The organism is Streptomyces sp. NRRL F-5755 (assembly GCF_001279365.1).
GTDB lineage: Bacteria > Actinomycetota > Actinomycetes > Streptomycetales > Streptomycetaceae > Streptomyces > Streptomyces rimosus.
On the sequence record NZ_LGCW01000114.1, the window covers coordinates 103314 to 124949 of the forward strand.

20 protein-coding genes are annotated in these 21636 nt (G+C 72.6%); 12 read left to right on the plus strand and 8 right to left on the minus strand.

Translation table 11 applies throughout. The features are described from left to right. Positions 1-78: 78 nt before the first annotated feature. Entirely contained in the window at positions 79-933 is an 855-nt protein-coding gene (locus ADK86_RS13560) for a nitrilase-related carbon-nitrogen hydrolase (protein WP_003981988.1), read from the plus strand. Continuing rightward, positions 930-2255, plus strand: a complete 1326-nt coding sequence (locus ADK86_RS13565) for an aspartate aminotransferase family protein (protein WP_053696818.1) — start codon at positions 930-932, stop codon at positions 2253-2255. Before ADK86_RS13560 ends, ADK86_RS13565 begins: the two co-directional genes overlap by 4 nt. Before the next feature lie 128 nt (positions 2256-2383). On the opposite strand, the gene ADK86_RS13570 is transcribed toward ADK86_RS13565, so the two are convergent. Together ADK86_RS13570 and ADK86_RS13575 are read right to left on the minus strand one after the other, a co-directional pair. Next, positions 2384-2587, minus strand: a complete 204-nt coding sequence (locus ADK86_RS13570; RefSeq protein WP_030592723.1) for a cold-shock protein — start codon at positions 2585-2587, stop codon at positions 2384-2386. Positions 2588-2853: 266 nt separating this feature from the next. Next, a complete protein-coding gene (locus ADK86_RS13575) occupies positions 2854-3909 on the minus strand; it encodes an NAD(P)-dependent alcohol dehydrogenase (protein WP_053696819.1) in 1056 nt (351 codons plus the stop codon). Between the two features lie 157 nt (positions 3910-4066). Here ADK86_RS13575 and ADK86_RS13580 point away from each other — a divergent pair, with 157 nt between their 5' ends. Next, a complete protein-coding gene (locus ADK86_RS13580) occupies positions 4067-4945 on the plus strand; it encodes a helix-turn-helix domain-containing protein (RefSeq protein WP_053696820.1) in 879 nt (292 codons plus the stop codon). Between the two features lie 252 nt (positions 4946-5197). Further along, entirely contained in the window at positions 5198-5779 is a 582-nt protein-coding gene (locus ADK86_RS13585; protein ID WP_003981983.1) for a TerD family protein, read from the plus strand. A 52-nt stretch (positions 5780-5831) separates the two neighbouring features. Here ADK86_RS13585 and ADK86_RS13590 read toward each other — a convergent pair whose 3' ends face one another. Further along, positions 5832-6410, minus strand: coding sequence for a TerD family protein (locus ADK86_RS13590; protein ID WP_030660037.1), 579 nt, complete (start codon positions 6408-6410; stop codon positions 5832-5834). Positions 6411-6755: 345 nt separating this feature from the next. Between ADK86_RS13590 and hydA the strand changes: the two genes are divergently transcribed. The 4 genes from hydA (at position 6756) to ADK86_RS13610 (ending at position 11167) form a co-directional block, all read left to right on the plus strand. After that, positions 6756-8162 (plus strand): dihydropyrimidinase, encoded by a 1407-nt coding sequence (hydA, locus tag ADK86_RS13595; protein ID WP_030642380.1) that lies wholly within the window; start codon positions 6756-6758, stop codon positions 8160-8162. 11 nt (positions 8163-8173) lie between these two features. Beyond that, positions 8174-9175: a TIGR03842 family LLM class F420-dependent oxidoreductase gene (locus ADK86_RS13600; protein WP_053696821.1), complete on the plus strand. Its 1002-nt coding sequence runs from the start codon at positions 8174-8176 to the stop codon at positions 9173-9175. Positions 9176-9203: 28 nt separating this feature from the next. Beyond that, positions 9204-10310 (plus strand): NAD(P)/FAD-dependent oxidoreductase, encoded by a 1107-nt coding sequence (locus ADK86_RS13605; RefSeq protein ID WP_053696822.1) that lies wholly within the window; start codon positions 9204-9206, stop codon positions 10308-10310. Positions 10311-10465: 155 nt separating this feature from the next. Next, positions 10466-11167: a hypothetical protein gene (locus tag ADK86_RS13610; RefSeq protein WP_159393853.1), complete on the plus strand. Its 702-nt coding sequence runs from the start codon at positions 10466-10468 to the stop codon at positions 11165-11167. Positions 11168-11188: 21 nt separating this feature from the next. Here the strand turns inward: ADK86_RS13610 and ADK86_RS13615 are convergent, their stop codons facing one another. From ADK86_RS13615 to ADK86_RS13625, 3 genes are all read right to left on the minus strand, one after another. After that, positions 11189-12421: an MFS transporter gene (locus ADK86_RS13615; RefSeq protein ID WP_234345841.1), complete on the minus strand. Its 1233-nt coding sequence runs from the start codon at positions 12419-12421 to the stop codon at positions 11189-11191. A 297-nt stretch (positions 12422-12718) separates the two neighbouring features. Next, positions 12719-13786, minus strand: a complete 1068-nt coding sequence (locus ADK86_RS13620; protein WP_053696824.1) for a lipoate--protein ligase family protein — start codon at positions 13784-13786, stop codon at positions 12719-12721. Positions 13787-13900: 114 nt separating this feature from the next. Further along, positions 13901-14668 (minus strand): SIR2 family NAD-dependent protein deacylase, encoded by a 768-nt coding sequence (locus tag ADK86_RS13625; protein ID WP_053696825.1) that lies wholly within the window; start codon positions 14666-14668, stop codon positions 13901-13903. Positions 14669-14837: 169 nt separating this feature from the next. Between ADK86_RS13625 and ADK86_RS13630 the strand changes: the two genes are divergently transcribed. From ADK86_RS13630 to ADK86_RS13645, 4 genes are all read left to right on the plus strand, one after another. Next, positions 14838-16682, plus strand: a complete 1845-nt coding sequence (locus tag ADK86_RS13630; RefSeq protein WP_053696826.1) for a gamma-glutamyltransferase family protein — start codon at positions 14838-14840, stop codon at positions 16680-16682. A gap of 92 nt (positions 16683-16774) precedes the next feature. Continuing rightward, the gene (locus ADK86_RS13635) at positions 16775-17671 is read left to right on the plus strand and encodes an inositol monophosphatase family protein (protein WP_234345842.1); all 897 of its coding nucleotides are present in this window, start codon (positions 16775-16777) and stop codon (positions 17669-17671) included. A gap of 40 nt (positions 17672-17711) precedes the next feature. Then, positions 17712-19130: a phytoene desaturase family protein gene (locus ADK86_RS13640; RefSeq protein ID WP_053696868.1), complete on the plus strand. Its 1419-nt coding sequence runs from the start codon at positions 17712-17714 to the stop codon at positions 19128-19130. A gap of 98 nt (positions 19131-19228) precedes the next feature. Then, complete coding sequence (locus tag ADK86_RS13645) at positions 19229-20014, plus strand: ArsR/SmtB family transcription factor (protein WP_053696828.1); 786 nt, start codon at positions 19229-19231, stop codon at positions 20012-20014. 22 nt (positions 20015-20036) lie between these two features. Here ADK86_RS13645 and ADK86_RS13650 read toward each other — a convergent pair whose 3' ends face one another. After that, on the minus strand, positions 20037-20945 hold the full coding sequence (locus tag ADK86_RS13650) for a PDR/VanB family oxidoreductase (RefSeq protein ID WP_053696829.1): 909 nt from the start codon (positions 20943-20945) through the stop codon (positions 20037-20039). A 23-nt stretch (positions 20946-20968) separates the two neighbouring features. Continuing rightward, the gene (locus tag ADK86_RS13655; RefSeq protein WP_053696869.1) at positions 20969-21598 is read right to left on the minus strand and encodes an MSMEG_1061 family FMN-dependent PPOX-type flavoprotein; all 630 of its coding nucleotides are present in this window, start codon (positions 21596-21598) and stop codon (positions 20969-20971) included. Between the last annotated feature and the right edge of the window lie 38 nt (positions 21599-21636).

Genomic DNA, 21636 nt, shown 5'->3' on the forward strand with positions numbered 1-21636 from the left:
CTGCACGGGGCCTACGGTCGCTCCACACGCGTAGATCCGCATGGCCCGCTGGCCGACGGCTCGACGAAGGAGCAGCTCATGGCCGATGTTGTCCGTAACGTCGTACGCGCCGCACTGGTTCAGGCGTCCTGGACCGGCGACACCGAATCGATGATCGCGAAGCACGAGGAACACGCCAGGGCGGCGGCCGCGCAGGGCGCGCAGGTGATCGGCTTCCAAGAGGTCTTCAACGCCCCGTACTTCTGCCAGGTCCAGGAGCCGGAGCACTACCGCTGGGCCGAGCCGGTACCGGACGGCCCCACCACCCGCCGGATGCAGGAACTGGCCCGCGAGACCGGCATGGTGATCGTGGTGCCGGTCTTCGAGGTCGAGCAGTCCGGCTTCTACTACAACACCGCGGCCGTCATCGACGCCGACGGCACCGTGCTCGGCACCTACCGCAAGCACCACATCCCGCAGGTCAAGGGCTTCTGGGAGAAGTACTACTTCAAGCCGGGCAACCTGGGCTGGCCGGTCTTCGAGACCGCCGTGGGCCGGATCGGCGTCTACATCTGCTACGACCGCCACTTCCCCGAGGGCTGGCGCCAGCTGGGCCTGAACGGCGCCCAGCTCGTCTACAACCCGTCCGCCACCTCCCGCGGCCTGTCCGCCTACCTGTGGCAGCTGGAGCAGCCCGCCGCCGCGGTCGCCAACGAGTACTTCGTCGCCGCGATCAACCGCGTCGGCGTCGAGGAGTACGGCGACAACGACTTCTACGGGACGAGCTACTTCGTCGACCCGCGCGGGCAGTTCGTCGGCGAGGTCGCCAGCGACACCAAGGAGGAGCTGGTCGTCCGCGACCTGGACTTCGGCCTCATCGACGAGGTGCGGCAGCAGTGGGCCTTCTACCGGGACCGCCGGCCCGACGCGTACGAGGGGCTGGTCCGGCCGTGACGGCCCCGGACGCCGGCCCGGGCGCCACCGGCCTGCACGCCCGGCACCGCGCCGTGCTGCCCGACTGGCTCACGCTGCTGTACGAGCGGCCCATCGAGCTGACGCACGGCGAGGGCCGCCATGTATGGGACGCGGACGGCAACCGCTACCTGGACTTCTTCGGCGGCATCCTCACCACCATGACCGCCCACGCGCTGCCCGAGGTCGCCAAGGCGGTCGCCGAGCAGGCCGGCCGCATCCTGCACACCTCGACGCTCTACCTGTCCCGCCCGATGGTGGACCTGGCGGAGCGGATCGCCGCGCTCTCCGGCATCCCCGACGCCCGGGTCTTCTTCACCACCTCCGGTACGGAGGCCAACGACACCGCGCTCCTGCTGGCGACGGTGTACCGGCGCTCCAACCAGATCCTGGCGATGCGCAACAGCTACCACGGCCGGTCCTTCTCGGCCGTCGGCGTCACGGGCAACGCCGGCTGGTCGCCGACCGGCCTGTCCCCGCTCCAGACGCTGTACGTACACGGAGGTGTGCGCACCCGCGGCCCGTACGCGGGGCTGTCCGACGCCGCGTACATCGACGCCTGCGTCGCCGACCTGGAGGACCTGCTCGGCCAGACGGCGGGCGTCGCGGCGCTGATCGCCGAGCCGGTGCAGGGCGTCGGCGGCTTCACCTCGCCGCCCGACGGGCTGTACGCGGCCTTCCGCGAGGTGCTCGACCGGCACGGCATCCTGTGGATCGCGGACGAGGTGCAGACCGGCTGGGGCCGGACCGGCGACCACTTCTGGGGCTGGCAGGCGCACGCCGGCAACGGGCCGCCGGACCTGCTCACCTTCGCCAAGGGGATCGGCAACGGCATGTCCGTCGGCGGCGTCGTCGCCCGCGCCGAGGTGATGAACTGCCTCGGCGCCCACTCCATCTCCACCTTCGGCGGCAGCCCGGTCACCATGGCGGCGGCCCTGGCCAACCTCGATCACCTCCTGGCCCACGACCTCCAGGGCAACGCCCGGCGCGTCGGCGGCCTGCTCATCGAGCGGCTGCGGGCGGCCTGCGCGGGGCTGGAAACCGTACGGGAAGTGCGCGGACGCGGCCTGATGATCGGCGTCGAACTGGTCGCGCCCGGCACGGACGAGCCGTCGCCGCGGGCGGCGGGCCTCGTCGTGGAGGCCGCCCGCGAGCGCGGCCTGCTGATCGGCAAGGGCGGCCTGTCGGGTTCCGTCCTGCGCATCGCGCCACCGCTGTCGCTGACGGTCGAGGAGGCGGAGACCGGAGCGCGCATCCTCGCGGAGGCACTGCGGGAGGCGGAGCGGGGGATGGCGGTGGGATAGGCGGCGACATCGGACATGTCCCGGCCCCGGACCGCCACGAGCCGGAACGCCACCCGTTCGGGCGTTCCGGCTCGTGCCGTGTTCCGTTCCGCTCCGCCGTCCGCACCCGGCCGGCCGGGTGCGGACGCTCAGGCGATGACGATGTTCTCCGCCTGCGGGCCCTTGTGGCCCTGCGTGACATCGAAGGTGACCTTCTGGCCTTCCTGCAGCTCACGGAAGCCCTGGGCCTGGATGTTGGAGTAGTGCGCGAAGACGTCGGCGCCGCCGCCGTCCTGCTCGATGAAGCCGAAGCCCTTTTCGGAGTTGAACCACTTCACGGTGCCGGTTGCCATGTCCCTATCCTTCGATCGAGGCAGTTGAGGATTCCGCACAGCGCGGTCTCCAGGGTCGCCGCAATTGAGCCCATCCGGATGTGACCGGCAGAAACAGAAGGCGCCCGACGGACACATCCCGTCAGGCGCACATGACGTTCATGGGTACCAAAACTGCAACTGGGGTGACCGTAGCACGCGATCCGTGATCGTCCCGGTACCGACCGTCACTCCCGGGTGTCGCCCGTGTGGCGGCACCCGGGGCGCGGGGCCGGGCGGTGCGGCCGTCAGATCGTCGCGGTGTCGATCACGAAGCGGTAGCGGACGTCGCTGGCGAGCACCCGCTCGTACGCCTCGTTGATCCGGTCGGCGGAGATCACCTCGATCTCCGAGGTCAGCCCGTGCTCACCGCAGAAGTCCAGCATGTCCTGGGTCTCCTGGAGGCCGCCGATCAGCGAACCGGCCAGCGAGCGGCGGTTGCCGATCAGGGCGAACGGGGCGACCGGCAGCGGATGCTCCGGCGCGCCGAGCTGGACGAGGGTGCCGTCGGTGCGCAGCAGGCCCAGGTAGGCGTTCAGGTCGAGCTGCGCGGAGACGGTGTTGACGATCAGGTCGAAGCTGCTCGCCAGCTCCTCGAAGGTCGCCGGGTCGGACGTGGCGTAGTAGTGGTCGGCGCCGAGCCGCAGGCCGTCGTCCTTCTTGCGCAGCGACTGGCTCAGTACGGTGACCTCCGCGCCCATCGCGTGTGCGATCTTGACGCCCATGTGGCCGAGGCCGCCGAGGCCCACGACGGCGACCTTCTTGCCGGGCCCGGCCTTCCAGTGCGCCAGCGGCGAGTAGAGGGTGATGCCGGCGCACAGCAGCGGCGCGGCGGCGTCGAGCGGCAGGCTGTCCGGGATGCGCAGGGCGTAGTTCTCGTCGATGACGAGGTGGGTGGAGTAGCCGCCCTGGGTGGCCAGGCCGTCCCGGCCGATGGCGTTGTACGTGCCGACCTGGCCCAGCTCGCCGGTGCAGTACTGCTGGAGGCCGGCCCGGCAGTTCTCGCACTCGCGGCAGGAGTCGACGAAGCAGCCGACGCCGACCCGGTCGCCGACCGCGTACCGGGTGACCTCGGGGCCGACCTCGCTGACCACGCCGGCGATCTCGTGGCCGGGGACGATGGGGAAGTTCCCGCCGTCGCCCCACTCCGCCCGCACGGTGTGGATGTCGGAGTGGCAGATGCCCGCGAACTTGATGTCGATGAGGATGTCGTGCGCGCCCAGCTCCCGGCGCTCGATGGTGGTGCGCTCCAGCGGAGCCTTCGGGGCGGGTGCTGCGTATGCGGGTACAGAGGTGCGGTTCATGCTCTCCAGGGTGGGCTTGCATGCCCGGGGCAACCAGTGCCCTGTTCAGCGTACGCTCGCCGGTCCTACTACTGCGAGAACCACCCTGGCCGCACCGCGGAGGGCGCCCGGCGGCCCTCGCCGCCGCTTGCCGGGCGGCGCCCGTCATACTTCAGGGATGGACCAGCGCACCGAACTGAGCGAATTCCTCCGCTCCCGCCGCGCCAGGCTCCAGCCCGAGGACGTCGGTCTCGCCCCTCATGGCGGGCGGCGCAGGGTACCCGGCCTGCGGCGGGAGGAACTGGCGCAGCTGGCGGGGGTCAGCGTGGCGTATTACATACGGCTCGAACAGGGGCGGGGGCAGAACGTCTCCGCGGCCGTGCTGGACTCGATCTCGGACGTGCTGCGGCTGACCCGGGCCGAGCGCTCCCACCTGAACCACCTGGTCAGGCCGGTCTCCCGGCGGCAGCGCCCGGCGCCCCGGCCGCAGCGGATGCGTCCGGCCTTGCAGGACCTGATCGACGCGATGGACGGTGTCCCCGCGTACGTGATCGGCCGGCGGCTGGACATCCTCGGCTGGAACCGGCTGGCCCGCGCGCTCCTCGGCGACTTCGCCGCGATGCCCGCCGAGGAGCGCAACATGGCCTGGCAGCTCTTCCTCGCTCCGGCGACGCGCGAGCTGTACGCCGACTGGGAGGGGAAGGCGGCGCACGTCGTGGCCCAGCTGCGCGGCGACGTCGGCCGGTTCCCGGACGACCCGAAGCTGTGCGCGCTGGTCGGCGAGCTGTCCGCGAAGAGCGCGGACTTCCGGCGGATCTGGGCGGCCCACGACGTCCAGGACAAGGGGTTCGGCCGCAAGCGGCTGACGCACCCGCTGGTGGGGAGCCTGTCGCTGGCGTACGAGACGCTCGCCCTGCCGGCCGATCCGGACCAGCAGCTGGTCACCTACCACGCCGAGCCCGGGTCCGCTTCGGCGCTGGCGCTGCGGCGGCTGGCGCAGTGGTCGGCGGAGCCGGACGCGCGCCGTGCGCAGGGGCCGGCGGAGCGGGTGGCCTGATGCCGTGAAAGCCGCCGACGCGGTCTGTTGTGCGCGCGCCGGGCTGGGTACCGTACGACTGGGCCCCGCTGTGAGTATTCCGGCGGGGCCCGCCAGGTGTCCGGCCGGGCGGGCGTCCGTCCGGTTTCCGCCCCGCGGCCCTGCTTCTTTGCTTCGTCATTACCTCTACAGTGCTGTAGATTTGCGATTCCCGGCCGGCGGCGGCCGCCGCTCTGCCCGGGGCATGCCATCCCGACGCAGGAGTGACAGCACATGACCGTGAACCTGGACAAGGGTCAGAAGATCAGTCTGAGCAAGTCCGGCGGGGGCGAACTCAGCGTGGTCCGCATGGGCCTGGGCTGGCAGGCCGCCGCCCGCAAGGGCTTCCTCGCCAAGCTGATGGCCCGCGAGATCGACCTGGACGCCTCCGCCGTGCTGTTCGCCGGTCAGGAGCCCGTCGACGTCGTCTTCTTCCAGCACCTGATCAGCGACGACGGCTCCGTGCGGCACACCGGGGACAACCTGGTGGGCGGCGCGGGACAGGGCGGCGACGACGAGGTGATCTACGTCGACCTCCAGCGGGTGCCCGCCCACATCGACCAGATCGTCTTCACGGTGAACTCCTTCACCGGGCAGACCTTCGCCGAGGTGCAGAACGCGTTCTGCCGCCTGGTCGACGAGAGCACCGGCCAGGAGCTGGCCCGCTACACCCTCACCGGCGGCGGCCAGTACACCGCGCAGATCATGGCCAAGGTGCGCCGGGCCGGCGGCGGCTGGGAGATGGCCGCCATCGGCGAGCCCGCGGCCGGCCGCACCTTCCAGGACCTGATGCCGGCCATCGCCTCGCACCTGTAGGCGGGGCCCCAAGGGCGCGCCCTTCCCGGGCGCGCCCTTTCGCGTACCGGTATCAGCCGACGTTGACGCCGTAGTCGGTGGCGATACCGGCCAGCCCGGACGCGTAACCCTGGCCGATGGCGCGGAACTTCCACTCGCCGCCGCGCCGGTAGAGCGCCCCGAAGACCATCGCCGTCTCGCCGGCGGCGTCGTACGACAGCTCGTAGCGGCACATCTCGCGGCCCGTCAGGTTGTCCACGACGCGGATGTACGCGTCCTCGACCTGGCCGAAATTCTGCCCGCGCGTCTCGGCGTCGTGGATGGAGACGGTGAAGACGACCTGACCGGTCTGCTCGCCGAGGCGGTCGAGGTCGACCAGGATCTGCTCGTCGTCGCCGTCGCCCTCGCCGGTGAGGTTGTCGCCGGTGTGCCGGACCGCGCCGTCCGGGCTGGCGAGGTTGTTGTAGAAGACGAAGTGCGCGTCGGACAGGACGCGCTGGTCGGGGCCGCAGACGACCGCCGAGGCGTCCAGGTCGAAGTCCGCGCCGCCGGTGGGCCGGGCGTCCCAGCCCAGGCCGACGGTGACGTCCGCGAGGGGAGTGCCGTCCTGGTTGAGGACGACGTTCTGGCCCTTGCTGAGGCTGACGCCCATGGTGCTGTGTCTCCTGTTGCGTGTGCGGTCGGGTCCGGTGTGTCGGGTTGTCCCACCGGGGCAACGCGGCGGCCCGTACCAAGGTTCCCGGATTGCGCAATCGATGAAGTTTTACGGACGGCAGCCGGGCACGCCCCACCGGTTCCCGCTGAACCGCGGTCATGGTGTTGCCACGGTGGGTGACATGCTTCTACGGTCAGCTGCACGGCCGCGTTCTACGGGTGTAGACCGGCCGTGACGCGGCGTCACCCGGGACGCGCTGCCCGGCCGGCCGACCACGCCGGGCCGTGTCCCTTCCGGCGCCGCCGAGCACCTGTGCTGTGTGTGGAAGGGAGAGCCGGAAGCATGAGCCGAACAGTCGTCCGCGGCGGTCTGGTCGTCACCGCCGCCGATGAGATCCATGCCGATGTCCTGGTCGAGGACGGCAGGATCGCCGCCCTCGCCGCGCACGGCACGGCCACCGCCGAGAGCTGGGCCGAGGGCGCCGACCGCACCATCGACGCCACCGGCAAGTACGTCATCCCGGGCGGCGTGGACGCCCACACCCACATGGACTTCCCGTTCGGCGGGACGTCCTCCTCCGACACCTTCGAGACCGGCACCCGGGCAGCGGCCTGGGGCGGCACGACCACCATCGTCGACTTCGCCGTCCAGACGCGCGGCCGGGCGCTGCGCGAGGGCCTGGACACCTGGCACGCCAAGGCCGACGCCCGGTGCGCCGTCGACTACGCCTTCCACATGATCCTCTCCGATGTGAACGAGCACGCGCTCAAGGAGCTGGACCGGCTGGTCGAGGAAGGCGTCACCTCCTTCAAGCTGTTCACCGCCTACCCGGGCGTCTTCTACAGCGACGACGGCCAGATCCTGCGCGCCATGCAGCGTTCGGCGGCCAACGGCGGGCTGGTCATGATGCACGCCGAGAACGGCATCGCGATCGACGTCCTGGTCGAACAGGCCCTGGCGGAAGGGCGCACCGACCCCCGCTACCACGGCGAGGTGCGCAGGGAGCTGCTGGAGGCCGAGGCCACCCACCGTACGATCCAGCTCGCCCGGGTCGCCGGCGCGCCGCTGTACGTCGTGCACGTCTCGGCCGAAGAAGCCGTCGCCGAACTGGCGCAGGCCCGCGACAAGGGGCTGAACGTCTTCGGCGAGACCTGTCCGCAGTATCTGTTCCTGTCCACCGACAACCTGGCCGAGCCGGACTTCGAGGGCGCCAAGTACGTGTGCAGCACACCGCTGCGGCCGCGCGAGCACCAGGCGGCGCTGTGGCGCGGGCTGCGCACCAACGACCTCCAGGTGGTCTCCACCGACCACTGCCCGTTCTGCTTCAAGGGCCAGAAGGAGCTGGGCCGCGGCGACTTCTCCAAGATCCCCAACGGGCTGCCGGGCGTCGAGCACCGGATGGACCTGCTCCACCAGGGCGTGGTGGACGGGCACATCAGCCGCCGCCGCTGGATCGAGATCGCCTGCGCCACACCGGCCCGGATGTTCGGCCTCTACCCCAAGAAGGGGACCATCGCGCCCGGTTCGGACGCCGACCTCGTCATCTACGACCCGGCCGCCGAGCAGGTCCTCTCGGCCGCCACCCACCACATGAACGTCGACTACTCCGCGTACGAGGGGCGCACCGTCACCGGCCGCGTGGAGACCGTCCTCTCGCGCGGCGAGACCGTGATCGACGAGCGGCGCTACACCGGGCGCGCGGGCCACGGCCAGTACACCCCGCGCGGCACCTGCCAGTACCTGAACTGAAGGAGGCCGAGATGGACTTCGGAGTCGTCCTGCAGACCGACCCGCCCGCATCCGACGTCGTCACCACCATGCGCCGCGCCGAGCGGCAGGGCTTCCGCTACGGCTGGACCTTCGACTCCTCCGTCCTGTGGCAGGAGCCGTTCGTCATCTACAGCCGCATCCTGGAACATACCGAACGCCTCATCGTCGGCCCGATGGTCACCAACCCCTCCACCCGCACCCCCGAGGTGACCGCCTCCACCTTCGCCACCCTCAACGACATGTACGGCAACCGCACCGTCTGCGGCATCGGGCGCGGCGACTCGGCGATGCGGGTGGCGGGCCGCGCCCCCAACACGCTGGCCCGCCTCGGCGAGTCGATCCGGGTCATCCGCGACCTCGCGGAGGGCCGGGAGGCGGACGTGGGCGGCCACACCCTGCGCATTCCGTGGGTGCGCGACGGGCGGCTGCCGGTGTGGATGGCCGCGTACGGGCCGAAGGCCCTGAAGATGACCGGGGAGCTGGCGGACGGCTTCATCCTCCAGCTGGCGGACCCGTTCCTGACGGAGTGGATGGTCAAGGCGGTCCGCGACGCCGCGACGGCGGCCGGCCGCGACCCGTCCGACGTGAAGATCTGCGTCGCCGCGCCCGCCTACGTGGGCGACGACCTCGCGCACGCCCGCGAGCAGTGCCGGTGGTTCGGCGGCATGGTCGGCAACCACGTCGCGGACCTGGTCAAGCGGTACGGCGAGCACTCCGGCATGGTGCCCGAGGCGCTCACCTCGTACATCAAGGAGCGCGCGGGCTACGACTACGCCCACCACGGCCGCTCCGGCAACCCCGACACCGCGTTCGTGCCGGACGAGATCGTGGACCGCTTCTGCCTGCTCGGGCCGCCCGCGGCCCAGCTGGAGAAGCTGCACCGGCTGCGGGAGCTGGGCGTCGACCAGTTCGCGCTGTACGCGATGCACGATGCGCGGGACGCCACCATCGACGCGTACGGCGAGCGGATCATCGCGGAGTTCGCGGGCTGAGAACCCGCGCGGGGGAGGGGAGACGGGCATGCGCGTAGCCGTGATCGGTGCGGGCATCGTGGGCGCGAGCACCGCCTGGCACGCGGCCGGGCTGGGCGCGGACGTCGTGCTGGCCGGCCGGGACCAGCCCGGCGAGGCGACCGCGGCCGGCGCGGGCATCGTCTGCCCCTGGGCCTCCGAGAACGACGACCCGGACTGGTTCCGCGCCGCCGCGGAAGGGGCGCGGTACTACCCCGACCTGGTCGCCGAACTGTCCGGGGCGGGCGAGCGCAACCTCGGTCACCGCACCGTCGGCGCGCTCGCCCTGGCCGCCGATGACGCGGACCTGCACCGCATCCGGCAGCGCGTGCTGGAACGGCGGCGCGGCGCCGCGGACACCGGCGAGGTGGATCTGCTCGACGCGTCCGCGGCCCGCTCGCTGTTCCCGCCGCTCGCGCCCGGCCTGCGCGCCGTACGGATAGCCGCCGGCGCCCGCGTCGACGGCGGCCGGCTGCGCGACGCGCTGCTGCGCCAGGCGCGGTGGCGGGGCGCGGACGTGCGCTCCGGGCGCGCGGCACTGGTCCGTACGGGCGATCGCGTCACCGGCGTCGAGGTGGACGGCGAGCGCATCACAGCGGACGCGGTCGTCGTCGCGGCCGGGGCCTGGGCGCCGGAGCTGCTGGCGCCGGTGGGGATCACCGTACGGATCGCGCCGCAGCGCGGGCAGATCGCGCACCTGTCGCTGCCCGGCGCCGACACCGGGCGCTGGCCCGTCGTCATACCCCGCGCCACCGGGCACTACCTCGTCCCGTTCGACGGCTCGCGGGTCGTGGCGGGCGCCACGCGCGAGTCCGGCACCGGCTTCGACCACCGGGTGACGGCCGGGGGACTGGCCGAGGTGCTGACCGAGGCCCTGGCGGTCGCGCCCGGCCTGGCGGACGCCACCCACCTGGAGACGCGCGTCGGCTTCCGCCCCGTCGGCCCGGACATCCGCCCGCTGCTCGGCCGGGTCCCCGGCCTGGACGGCCTGATCGTCGCCGACGGCCTCGGCCCGACCGGGCTGACCATCGGGCCCTGGGCGGGACGGGTGGCCGCGCTGCTGGCCACGGGCGCGAACCCGGGGCTCGATCTGGGGGCGTACGATCCGGTGCGCTGACCGGCGCACGGTTCCGGCGGGGGCGCACAGGACGCGCGAAGGCGCGCGGGGGCGCGCACCGACTCACCCGCCTCTCCCAACTCTTTGCCCACTCCTGATGCTCCCCATACGAGGCGGCCTTGGAGCCGGGTGGCCGATACGGGGACCATGGACGTATGAGGCGCCCACCCTTGGAGACCCATCCTGGTACCACCATCCGTACGGCGACCGCTGCGGCCGGCCGGCTCTCCCACGTGCGGTGGATCGCCGGCGGCACCGGAGCGGGCAAGAGCACCCTGGCGATAATCCTGGCGCGGCGCCACGGCGCCGTCATCTACCGCGGTGACCTGGCCCAGCACACCTGGCTGCCGCGCTGCACCCCACGCCGGCACCCGCACTTCCACGCGGCCCGCGACGAGCCGCCCGGCTCCCTGTGGGACAGCCGCGACCCCGACGAGGCGTGCGGGTTCGCGCAGCGCGTGGTTGCCGAAACCTTTGCCTTCGAGGTCGAGGACCTGCTCGCGATGCCCACCGACCGGCCCGTCCTGGTGGACTGGTTCGGCAACCTGCCGAGCCAGATCGCGCCCCTGCTCACCCGCCCCGACCAGGCAGTCTTCCTGCTCCCCACCCCGGAATTCCGCCTGGCCGCACTGCGCTCCCGGCGCAGCGTCCCGGTGCGCTCCCTGGTCAGCTGGGGCAGCCGGATCCCGGAAGCCACGCTGGCCCAGCGCCTGGCCCGGGACGAACTGTGGGACGCGGAGGTCCGCCGCCAGGCGGCCGCCCACGGGAACACGGTCATCACCATGGACGGCGGCCGACCGGCCACCGACCTCGCGGACGAGGTGGCGGAACGGTTCCGGCTGGGGACGGCGGCTTAGGGCGGCGCTGCGGCGGCTGCCTCAGTTCCGCTCGGCCGAAGGCGACCGTGCCGTCCAGCCCGCCAGCGCACTCAACAGGACCACCGCAGGCACCCACGCCAGCGCCGTCCGGCTCCCCTCGGCGGCGGCCAGGTGGGCGAAGACCGCCGCACCGATCGCGCCGCCCGCCATATCGAGACTGGTGAGCCAGGACATCGTCTTGGTGACCTCGCCCTCCTTCGCGAGGTCGCTGCCCACCGTACGCAGCGTGCCGAAAACCGAACCGAGGACCAGGCCGGCCACTGGGCTGAGGATGAGGACGGCGACCGGGGAGAGCCCGGCGCCCAGGGCGAGCGCGCCGCCTCCGGCCGCGAAGACGAGGAGCAGGACGGAGAGTTTGGGGCCGCGGGCCAAGAAGCGGGGCATGGTGCCCAGGACGAGGCTGCCCAGCACGCTGCCGATGGACAGGGCGCTCAGGTAGGCGCCGGTGAACACCGCCGCGTCGTGTTCCTTCGCGTAGATCGGCAGCAGTACGTCGGTGGCGGTCACCGCCAGGACGAAGAGGCCGTCCGCGATCAGCAGGCGCCGCAGGGGCGCGGAGGTGAGCGGCCCGAGCCAGTGCCGCCGCCCGGCCGGCCGCGCCGGGACCTCGGTGTCGAGCAGCAGGCACACGACGAAGGCGGTCAGCACCGCGATGACGACCAGGGGGACGACGGCGGAGAACGAGAGGCTGAGCCAACTGGCCAGTACCGGGCCGGTCACCAGGGCGGTGCCCATCATGGCCGAGTCGAGGGCCATGGCGGTGGTGAACATGCCCTGTGCGGCGGCGTTGTGCCAGACGGTGCGCATCAGGACGGCGATTGGCGGCGAGGTGGCCCCGAGGGCAGCCGACATCACCAGGACCGCGGTGGCCGACCCGGACCCGGACGCCGTCACGATCACCAGCACGGTCGCCGCCGTATAGCTCGCGAGACAGCCGAGCAGCACCGTACGGGGTGAGTGCCGGTCGATGAGCCGGCCCCGCAGCGGGGCGGTCACGCACTGGCCGACCGCAAGGCAGGCCACGGCCAGCCCCGCCGTCCCGTACGAATACGTCCGGCTCACCAGGAGCAGCAGGCTCAGCTCGACCATGCTGGACGGCAGCTTCGACGCCATGCCGACCGCGACGATCCGCCAGAACCCGGGCATCTGTCTCAGCTCCCGGTAACTGTGCAGCGGACCGCGCCGCGCGGCCTTCGGTAACGCTTCCGTCACCGCTGGGGATTCGGGGGACATCGTCGGGACTCCTCGCTTTGCTGTGCGGGCCGCAATGACCGGAAACTGTACGGTGGTTCGAGCGGGCGCCCGCATCCGGATCGGCGAAGACGGGGATGCACAGGGGCTGTTACGGCTTCCGCGCCTCGTGGAGCGGGCTGTTCGGCATCGGCGGCTTTCTGACGGTCCAGCGGGACGCCCGGGCCACCTGTAGAAGGAGTACGACGAGATCGCCGGCGTGGGGCTCCGACGGCCGGCATTGCTTGACGGGGGCACGGGGGCGAACCGCGTATTAGGGCAGCCGCCCCCTGCTACCTGCTACGGCACCCGCGCCGTCCACTCCGCCGAGCTGAACTTGCCGCCCGCCAGTTCCTGGGCGCGCTCCATCTCCTCCGGGGTGACCGCCCCGTCGCTGCCGCCGTACCGCGCGCGGAACGAACCGATCATCCGCTCGATGACCTCGGCGCGCGGCAGTCCGGTCTGGCGGCGCAGGGGGTCCACCCGCTTCTTCGCGCTGCGGGTGCCCTTGTCCGACAGCTTTTCCTTGCCGATGCGCAGGACCTCGACCATCTTGTCCGCGTCGATGTCGTACGACATGGTCACGTGGTGCAGCACGGCCCCGTCACCGGCCACCATGCGCTTCTGCGCGGCGCCGGCGATCTTTCCGGCGTCCGTCGCGATGTCGTTGAGGGGCTTGTACCAGGCGTTGATGCCCATGTCGCCGAGGGCGGTCAGCACCCAGTCGTCCAGGTAGGCGTAGCTCTCGGCGAAGGTCAGTCCCTGTACGAGGGAGGCGGGGACGCACAGGGAGTAGGTGATGGTGTTGCCGGGCTCGACGAACATCGCGCCCCCACCGCTGATCCGCCGCACCACCGTCACGTCGTGCCGCGCGGCGCCCTCCGGGTCGACCTCGTTGGCGAGGGACTGGAAGCTGCCGATGATGACCGCCGGGCGGTCCCACTCCCACACCCGCAGTGTCGGCGGACGCCGCCCGGCGGCCACCTCGGCGGTCAGCACCTCGTCCAACGCCATGTGCAGCGCGGGCGGTTGGGGGGCCTCGTGGATGATCTGCCAGTCGAAGTCCGTCCAGTCGGTGGCCTGCGCGACCGCGCGGCGCACCGCGATACCGACGGCCTCCGAGGTGAAGCCGAACAGCACCGCGCCGGGCGGCAGCGCCGCGTCGATCCGGGCCGCCAGTCCGCGCGCGTCGGTGTCCGCCGGCGCGCCCTCCAGCGCCGCGTCGATGGCGCCCAGCGCCTCGTCCGGCTCCAGGAAGAAGTCTCCCGCGACATGGACGTCGCGCAGCGCCCCGCCCGTCACGTCGAGATCGACGACCACCAGCTTGCCGCCCGGCACCTTGTACTCACCGTGGTGCTTGCCCTGCACGGCGCATCCTCCCGCTGTCTGTTCCCGGCGCGCGGCCCGGTGGCCGGCAGCCGGGTCAACCGTAGCGCCGCCGGTTTCATTTCCGGCAAAGGGGGCGGTTCGGGGGCGGGCCGGTCAGGGGGCCAGCGTGGCGAGCAGCTCCGGGAGGGCGGTGCCGATGGGGGTGCGGATCGTCTCGGCGGCGAGTGCGTCGTACGGGGTGGGCTCGGCGTTGACGATGATCAGCCGGGCGCCGTGCTCGGCGGCCAGCCCCGCGAGCGAGGCGGCGGGCTGCACCTGGAGGCTGGTGCCCACCGCGATGAAGACATCGGCGGCCTTGGCGACGCTCATGGCCGTACCGAGCACCTCCGGGTCGAGGCGTTCGCCGAACATGACGGTGGCCGACTTCAGGATGCCGCCGCAGCCGGTGCACGCCGGGTCGGGGTCGCCCGCGGCCACCCGCTCCAGGGCCTCGGACATCGGCGACCGGGCGTCGCAGCCGGTGCAGAGGACGGTGCGGGCCGTGCCGTGCAGTTCGAGCACCTTGCGGTCGGGCACGCCCGCGAGCTGGTGCAGCCCGTCGACGTTCTGCGTGATGACGCGGACCGGCACGCCCGAGCGCTCCAGCCGGGCGATCGCCTCATGGGCGGCGTTCGGCCGGGCGCGCAGGGCGGGACTGTCCTGCCGCATCCGCCAGGAACGGCGCCGGATCTCCGGATCGTTCATGTAGTACTCGTACGTCACCAGCTTCTCGGCCTCCGGGTCCTGCCGCCACAGCCCGTTCGGGCCGCGGTAGTCCGGGATGCCGGAGTCGGTGGAGATGCCGGCGCCGCTGAGGATCGCCACCAAGGGGCGTCGCGCGGCGTCGTGGGGCGCGGGGCTGGTGGGGGCCGTACCGGTCATGGTGCGAGCGTATGCGGAGGGTGGCCGGGGCGGCGAACGGATTTGCGACGGGCCGGCGGACCGGCCGATGCGACCAGGACGCGGCCCGCTCACCGGCATTGCCGGCGCTTCAACGGGGGAGAGGGCGGACAGAAGACCCCCGACCGCCCGTACGCACGTGAGGAGCCCCGTGTTCACCACCCGCCCCACCCTTCAGGGAACCTTCGGCATGGCCGCGACCACGCACTGGCTGGCCTCGCAGTCCGCGATGGGCGTGCTGGAGGACGGTGGCAATGCCTTCGACGCGGCGGTGGCCGCCGGGTTCGTGCTGCATGTCGTCGAGCCGCATCTGAACGGGCCGGCGGGTGAGGTGCCCGTGATCATCGCGCCCGCGGACGGGGCGGTGCGGGTGCTGTGCGGGCAGGGGCCGGCGCCCGCCGGGGCGAGCGTGGCGCACTACACCTCGCTGGGGCTCGGGCTGGTGCCCGGCACCGGGCCGCTCGCCGCCGCTGTCCCCGGTGCGTTCGACGCATGGATGCTGCTGCTCCGTGATTACGGCACCAGAACGCTGGGGGAGGTGCTGAAGTACGCCATCGGGTACGCGGAGCACGGGCACCCGGCGGTCGAGCGGGTGGGCCAAACGGTGGCGACGGTCCGGGAGCTGTTCGAAACGGAGTGGATATCGTCCGCCGAGATCTATCTGCCGGACGGGCGGCCGGTGGCGCCCGGCGGGCTGCTCGGGAACCGGCCGCTGGCGGCCACCTGGCGCCGTCTGATCAGCGAGTCCGAGGCCGCGGCGGCGGGCCGGGAGGCGCAGATCGACGCCGCCCGGCGGATCTGGCGCGAGGGTTTCATCGGTGAGGCGCTGGCCGCGTTCGCCGCCCGTCCCGCCATGGACACCTCCGGCGAGCGGCACGCGGGCACGCTGACGGGCGATGACCTGGCGGCCTTCTCCGCGACGTACGAGGACCCGGTGACATACGACTGGAACGGGTGGACGGTGGCGAAGGCGGGGCCCTGGTCGCAGGGGCCCGCCCTGCTCCAGCAGCTCGCTCTGCTGCCATCGGAACTGCCCGAGTACGGGAGTCCCGAGTATGTGCACCTGCTGGTCGAGGGGTGCAAGCTCGCCATGGCCGACCGTGAGGCGTGGTACGGCGACGCGGCCGAGGTGCCGGTCGCGGCGCTGCTGAGCGATGACTACAACGCGGCGCGGCGGGCGCTGATCGGCGAGCACGCCTCGTACGAGCTGCGGCCCGGCAGCCCGGACGGCCGTATGCCGCGGCTGAGCAAGCACGCCCTGGCTGTCGCGGCGGGCGAGGACGCCGCCGGGGCGCCGGGCGCCGCCGGTGCGGGCGAGCCGACGGTGGCGACGGCCGACAGTCCCGGCGCGGCCCCTGCCATCGCGCCCGAGGTCGACCGGAGCGGCGCCACGCGCGGCGACACCTGCCACATCGACATCGTGGACCGCTGGGGCAACATGGTCTCGGCGACGCCCTCCGGCGGCTGGCTCCAGTCCAACCCGGTGGTCCCGGCGCTCGGGTTCCCGCTCGGTACGCGCCTTCAGATGGCCTGGCTGGAGGAGGGACTGCCCAACTCGCTCACCCCGGGGCGCCGCCCGCGCACCACTCTCACGCCCTCGCTGGCTTTGCGCGACGGGGTCGCGGTGATGGCGTTCGGTACGCCCGGCGGCGACCAGCAGGACCAGTGGCAGCTGCACTTCCTGCTCGCCGCCGCCCTGCGCGCGCCGGTACGCGGCGGCCTCGACCTCCAGGGCGCCATCGACGCGCCGAACTGGCACAACGATTCCTTCCCCGGCTCGTTCTTCCCGCGCGCCATGGTGCCGGGCAGCGTCACGGTCGAGTCCCGTATCGGTACGGACGTGATCGGGGAGCTGCGGCGGCGCGGGCACCGGGTGACGGTGGGCGACGCCTGGTCGGAGGGGCGGCTGTCGGCGGTGGCGCGGGACCCGGAGACGGGGGTGCTGTCGGCGGCGGCGAACCCGCGCGGGATGCAGGGGTACGCGGTCGGGCGGTAGACGGGGCGCATCCCTCGGTGCCCGGGCGCCCGGCATCCGGAGTTCACCTCCTGTCCAGGCCGTGTGTCAGTGGGGCGTGGTTCGATGGAGTCATGATCGAAGCAATGCGTACGGATACGGGAGACGCAACGGAAGAGACGGGCGGCGCCTCCCTACACACGGCGGACGAGGTGCTGCGCGCGCTGGACGCAGCCGCCGTCGAGGACGCCGTCCGCAAGGCGGCGGCGGCCGAGATCATGCCGAGGTTCCGGCAGCTCGCCGCCCATGAGGTGCTGGAGAAGAACGGCCCGCACGACCTCGTCACGGTCGCCGACCGGCTCGCCGAGGAGCAGCTGACCGCCGCCCTGACGAGCCTGCTGCCCGGCTCGCTGGTCGTCGGCGAGGAGGCGGTGCACGCCGACCCGGCCGTGCTCGACGCGCTGCGCGGCGACGCGCCCGTGTGGATCGTCGACCCGGTCGACGGCACCCGCCAGTTCGTGCACGGCGACCCGGGCTTCGCCACACTCGTCACCCTGGCGCTGCGCGGCGAACTGCTCGCCTCCTGGACGTACGCCCCCGCCCTGGACCTGATGGCGGTCGCCCGCCGCGGCGCGGGCGCCGAGCTGAACGGCCAGCCGCTGCGCCCCGGCTCCCCGGCGCCCGGCGCGGTGCTGGAGGTGGCGATCTCGCACTACGACTTCACCGACGACGAGCAGAAGCGGGTCCTGGCCCTGCTGGAGACCGACGGCGTCGCCCCGCGCCCCTGCGGCTCGGCGGGCCTGGAGTATCTGCACATCGCGCGCGGCGAGCTGGACGCGGTGGCCTTCAGCTGGGAGAACGCCTGGGACCATGCGGCCGGGCTGCTGCTCGTCCACGAGACGGGCGGCGCGAGCGGCACGGTCGCCGGCGAGCCGTTCCGCATAGCCGGCGGCAACGCGCTGCCGTTCACCGCGGCCCGGGACGCGGCGACGGCCCGGCGTATCCTCGGACTGCTGGCGGCCGCCGACTGATCCTCAAGGGCGAGGGTCGCAGACGAGGGGAGTGGCGCAGGTGCCGACGATGCTCGATGCCGTGGTGATCGGGGCGGGCCCCAACGGGCTGACCGCGGCCGTCGAACTGGCCCGCCGCGGCATGGCCGTCGAGGTCTTCGAGGCGCACGCCACCATCGGGGGCGGCGCCCGTACCGAAGAGCTGACGCTGCCCGGTTTCCGGCACGACCCCTGTTCGGCGGTGCACCCGCTCGCCGCGGGCTCGCCCGCCTTCACCGCCATGGGCCTGGAGCGGTACGGCCTGGAGTGGCTGCACCCCGACATCCCGATGGCGCACCCCTTTCCCGACGGCACGGCCGCGGTGCTCGCCCGCTCCGTCGGCGAGACGGCGATGTCCCTCGGCGCGCACGACGCCGGCACGTACCGCAGACTCCTCGCGCCGTTCCTCGGCAAGTGGGACACCCTGGCCGCCGACTTCCTGCGTACGCAGTGGCTCGGCCTGCCGCGCGACCCGGTGACGTACGCCAGGTTCGGTCTGGCCGCGGCCCAGCCGGTCGCGCTCCTCAACCGGCGCTTTCGGGACCAGAAGGCGCGCGGCCTGTTCGCCGGGCTCGCCGCCCATGTCATCGCCCCGCTCACCAGCCCCGGCACGGCCGGAGCCGCCATCATGTTCGCCCTCGCCGCGCACGCGGGCGGCTGGCCGGTCCCGCGCGGCGGCTCGCAGGCCATTCCCGACGCCCTGGCCGCGCTGCTGCGCCTGCACGGCGGTGTGGTGCACACGGGCTTCGAGGTCAAGCGGCTGGACGACCTGCCCCCGGCCCGCGCGTACATCTTCGACACCTCGCCGACCGCCCTCGCCCGGATCGCCGGGCTCGGCAACGCCTACCGCGGCGTACGGTACGGCCCCGGCGTCTTCAAGATCGACTACGCGCTCTCCGGCCCGGTGCCGTGGACCTCCGCCGAGGCCCGCCGGGCGGGCACCGTGCACCTCGGCCCCACCAGCGGCGAGATCGGCACCGCGCTGCGCGCCGCCGCCGACGGCCGCGCCCCGTCCGTACCGTTCCTGATCACCTCGCAGCCGAGCCTGATCGATTCCACCCGCGCCCCCGAGGGCAGGCACACCTTCTGGGTGTACGGCCATGTCCCGCACGGCTGGGAGGGCGACGCCACGGACGCCGTGGAACGCCAACTGGAGCGCTTCGCGCCCGGGTTCCGCGATCTGGTGCTGGCCCGCGCCGTCGCCGGACCGCCCCAGCTGGCCGCCCGCAACGCGAACTACGTCGGCGGCGACATCTGCGCCGGCTCCGCCGCGGGCCTCGGCCTGGTCATCCGCCCCAAGCTCGCCCGCAACCCGTACACCACCGCCCATCCGGCGGTCTTCCTCTGCTCCCAGTCCGCCCCGCCCGGCCCCGGCGTGCACGGCATGGCGGGGCACCACGCCGCCAGGGCGGTCTGGCAGCGCCTGCGCCCCGTTCGCTGACCGGGGCGGGCTCTCCCACCTGCTGAAACACCTCCGATGCCACTCCCGGCTTGACGTGCAACCAAACGGTTGCCAATCTGAAGGTGAGGGGGTTGGCAATGGACGAGGTGTTCAAGGCGCTCGCCGACGCGAGCCGCAGGCGGCTGCTGGACCGGCTGAACGAGCGGAACGGTCAGAGCCTGCGCGAGCTGTGCGCGGGACTGGAGATGAGCAGGCAGGCGGTGTCCAAGCACCTGGCGGTGCTGGAGGGCGCGGGCCTGGTCACGATGGTCCGGCACGGCCGGGAGAGGCTGCACTACCTCAATCCCGTACCCATCCACGATCTTGCCGACCGCTGGATCGGCCGGTACGAGCGGGGCCGGATGGCCGCGCTCGGCAATCTGAAACACGCCCTGGAAGGAACGGCGATGAGCAAGCCCGAGTTCGTCTACACGATCTACATCCACACCACGCCCGAGAAGCTCTGGGAGGGCCTGACCAGCCCGGAGTTCCTGAAGCAGTACCACGGCGGCTGGGCGCCCTCCTCCGACTGGAAGGCCGGCTCGAAGGTGCTGTGGCCCGTCGAGGACGGCGGTGAGCCGCAGGACCTCGGCCAGGTCGTCACCGAGTCGGAGCCCGGCAAGCGGCTCGCCTACACCTGGCACACGCTGCAGCCGATGCACCAGGAGATGTTCGGCATGAGCGACGCGGAGTTCGCCGAGGCGGTCAAGGAGCGCTCGAAGGTCGCCTTCGACATCGAACCGGCCGAGGAGCCGGAGCTGGGCGTGAAGCTGACCATCACCCACGACGGCTTCGACTCGGCCGACTCCAAGATGCTGGAGGGCGTCAGCGGCGGCTGGATCATGATGCTGTCGGAGCTGAAGACCATCCTCGAAAGGGACTGACCGCTGTTCGGCGGACCGCTGCTCAGAGGTCCAGCACCAGCCGCGGCCCCAGCGCCCGCGACACGCAGGCGTACATCCGGCCCTCGGGGGCGCCGATGTCGTCCCGGTGCTCGGGCTCCCCGTCCAGGACGAGGAGTTCGCAACTGCCGCAGACGCCCTCGCGGCACCCGGACGGTATCGGAAACCCGGCGTGGTTCAGGGCGTCCAGCAGCGATTCGTCGGCCGGCACCGGGACGGTACGCGCCGATCGCGCGCACACCGCGTCGAACGCCGTGTTGGGTGCGAACACCCTGGGCTGCGGCTGGAACCGCTCGGCGTGCAGCTGCCCGGCGGGGAAGGCGGCCTCCGCCGCCGCGAGCATGGAGGCCGGGCCGCAGCAGTAGACCAGGGTGCCGGGTTCCAGGGCCGCCGCCAGCGCGCCGAAGTCCGGCCTGCCGTGCTCGCGGGTGGCGACGATACGTACGGCGTCCCCGTAGGCGGCGCGCAGTTCACCGGCGAAGGGCATGGCGTCGGCCGAGGGCCCCGCGTACACGAGCGAGGCCGGTATGCCTGCCGCGGTCGCCGCGCGCAGCATCGGCAGGACGGGCGTGATGCCGATCCCGCCCGCGAGGAAGAGGTAGCGCGGCGCGGGCACGAGGGGGAAGTGGTTGCGCGGCAGGGACACGTCCAGCGTGCGGCCCGGGCGCAGAAAACGGTGGATGTATTCGGAGCCGCCCCGGCTGAGCGGGTCGTACCGTACGGCGACGCGGTAGGTCTCGCGGTCCGCGGGGTCGCCGCACAGGGAGTACTGCCGGGTCAGCCAGTTCGGCAGGGCCACGTCGACATGGGCGCCCGGCTCCCAGGGAGCCAGCGGGCCGTCGGCGCCGCGCAGGACGAGCGAGACGACGTCGTCGGTGACCGGGTCGAGGCGTTCGAGGAGGGTCCGCTGCATCGGTGATTCCCTTTCCGGCAGGGTCAGAAGAGCTTGCGGTACGACTCTTCGAGGACGGCTTCGAAGCGCTGCGGGTCGATGTCGCCCCCGAACTGCGCGGCGGCGATCTCACCGACCGACGGCAGCTCGTCGGCGAGGGCCTGGCTCGCCGGGTCCCACAGCCGGGACCGCAGCAGCGCGCGGCCGCAGTGGAAGAACGCCTCGGCCACCTCGACGACGATCGCCAGCACCGGCGCCTTGGCCTCGGTGCGCATCCGGGCCAGCACATCGGGCTCGTCGGTGGGGTAGGCCCGGCCGTTGACCCGCAGCGTCTCCGACATCCCGGGCACCAGGAAGAGCAGCCCCACCTCGGGGTTCTCCGCGATGTTGCGGAAGGAGTCGGCGATCCGGTTGCCCGGCCGGTCGGGTATCGCGAGGGTGTGCTCGTCGAGGACCTTCACGAACCCCGGGTAGTCGCCGCGCGGCGAGCAGTCGGCGCGTCCGGCCGCGTCCGCCGTGGCCAGCGAAGCGAAGGGCGAGTGCGCGATGAAGCGGCGGGCGAACGCGTCGATGTGGTCGATCTTCTTGTTCTCCAGCATGGACTCGGGCTCACCGAGCAGGGCGCGGACCGCGTCCGGGGGCAGCCGGCGGGGGCGGGTGCGTAGCTGCGTCATGAAGGCTCCTTCCAGGAGGGCGGCACGGCGGGGGCGCG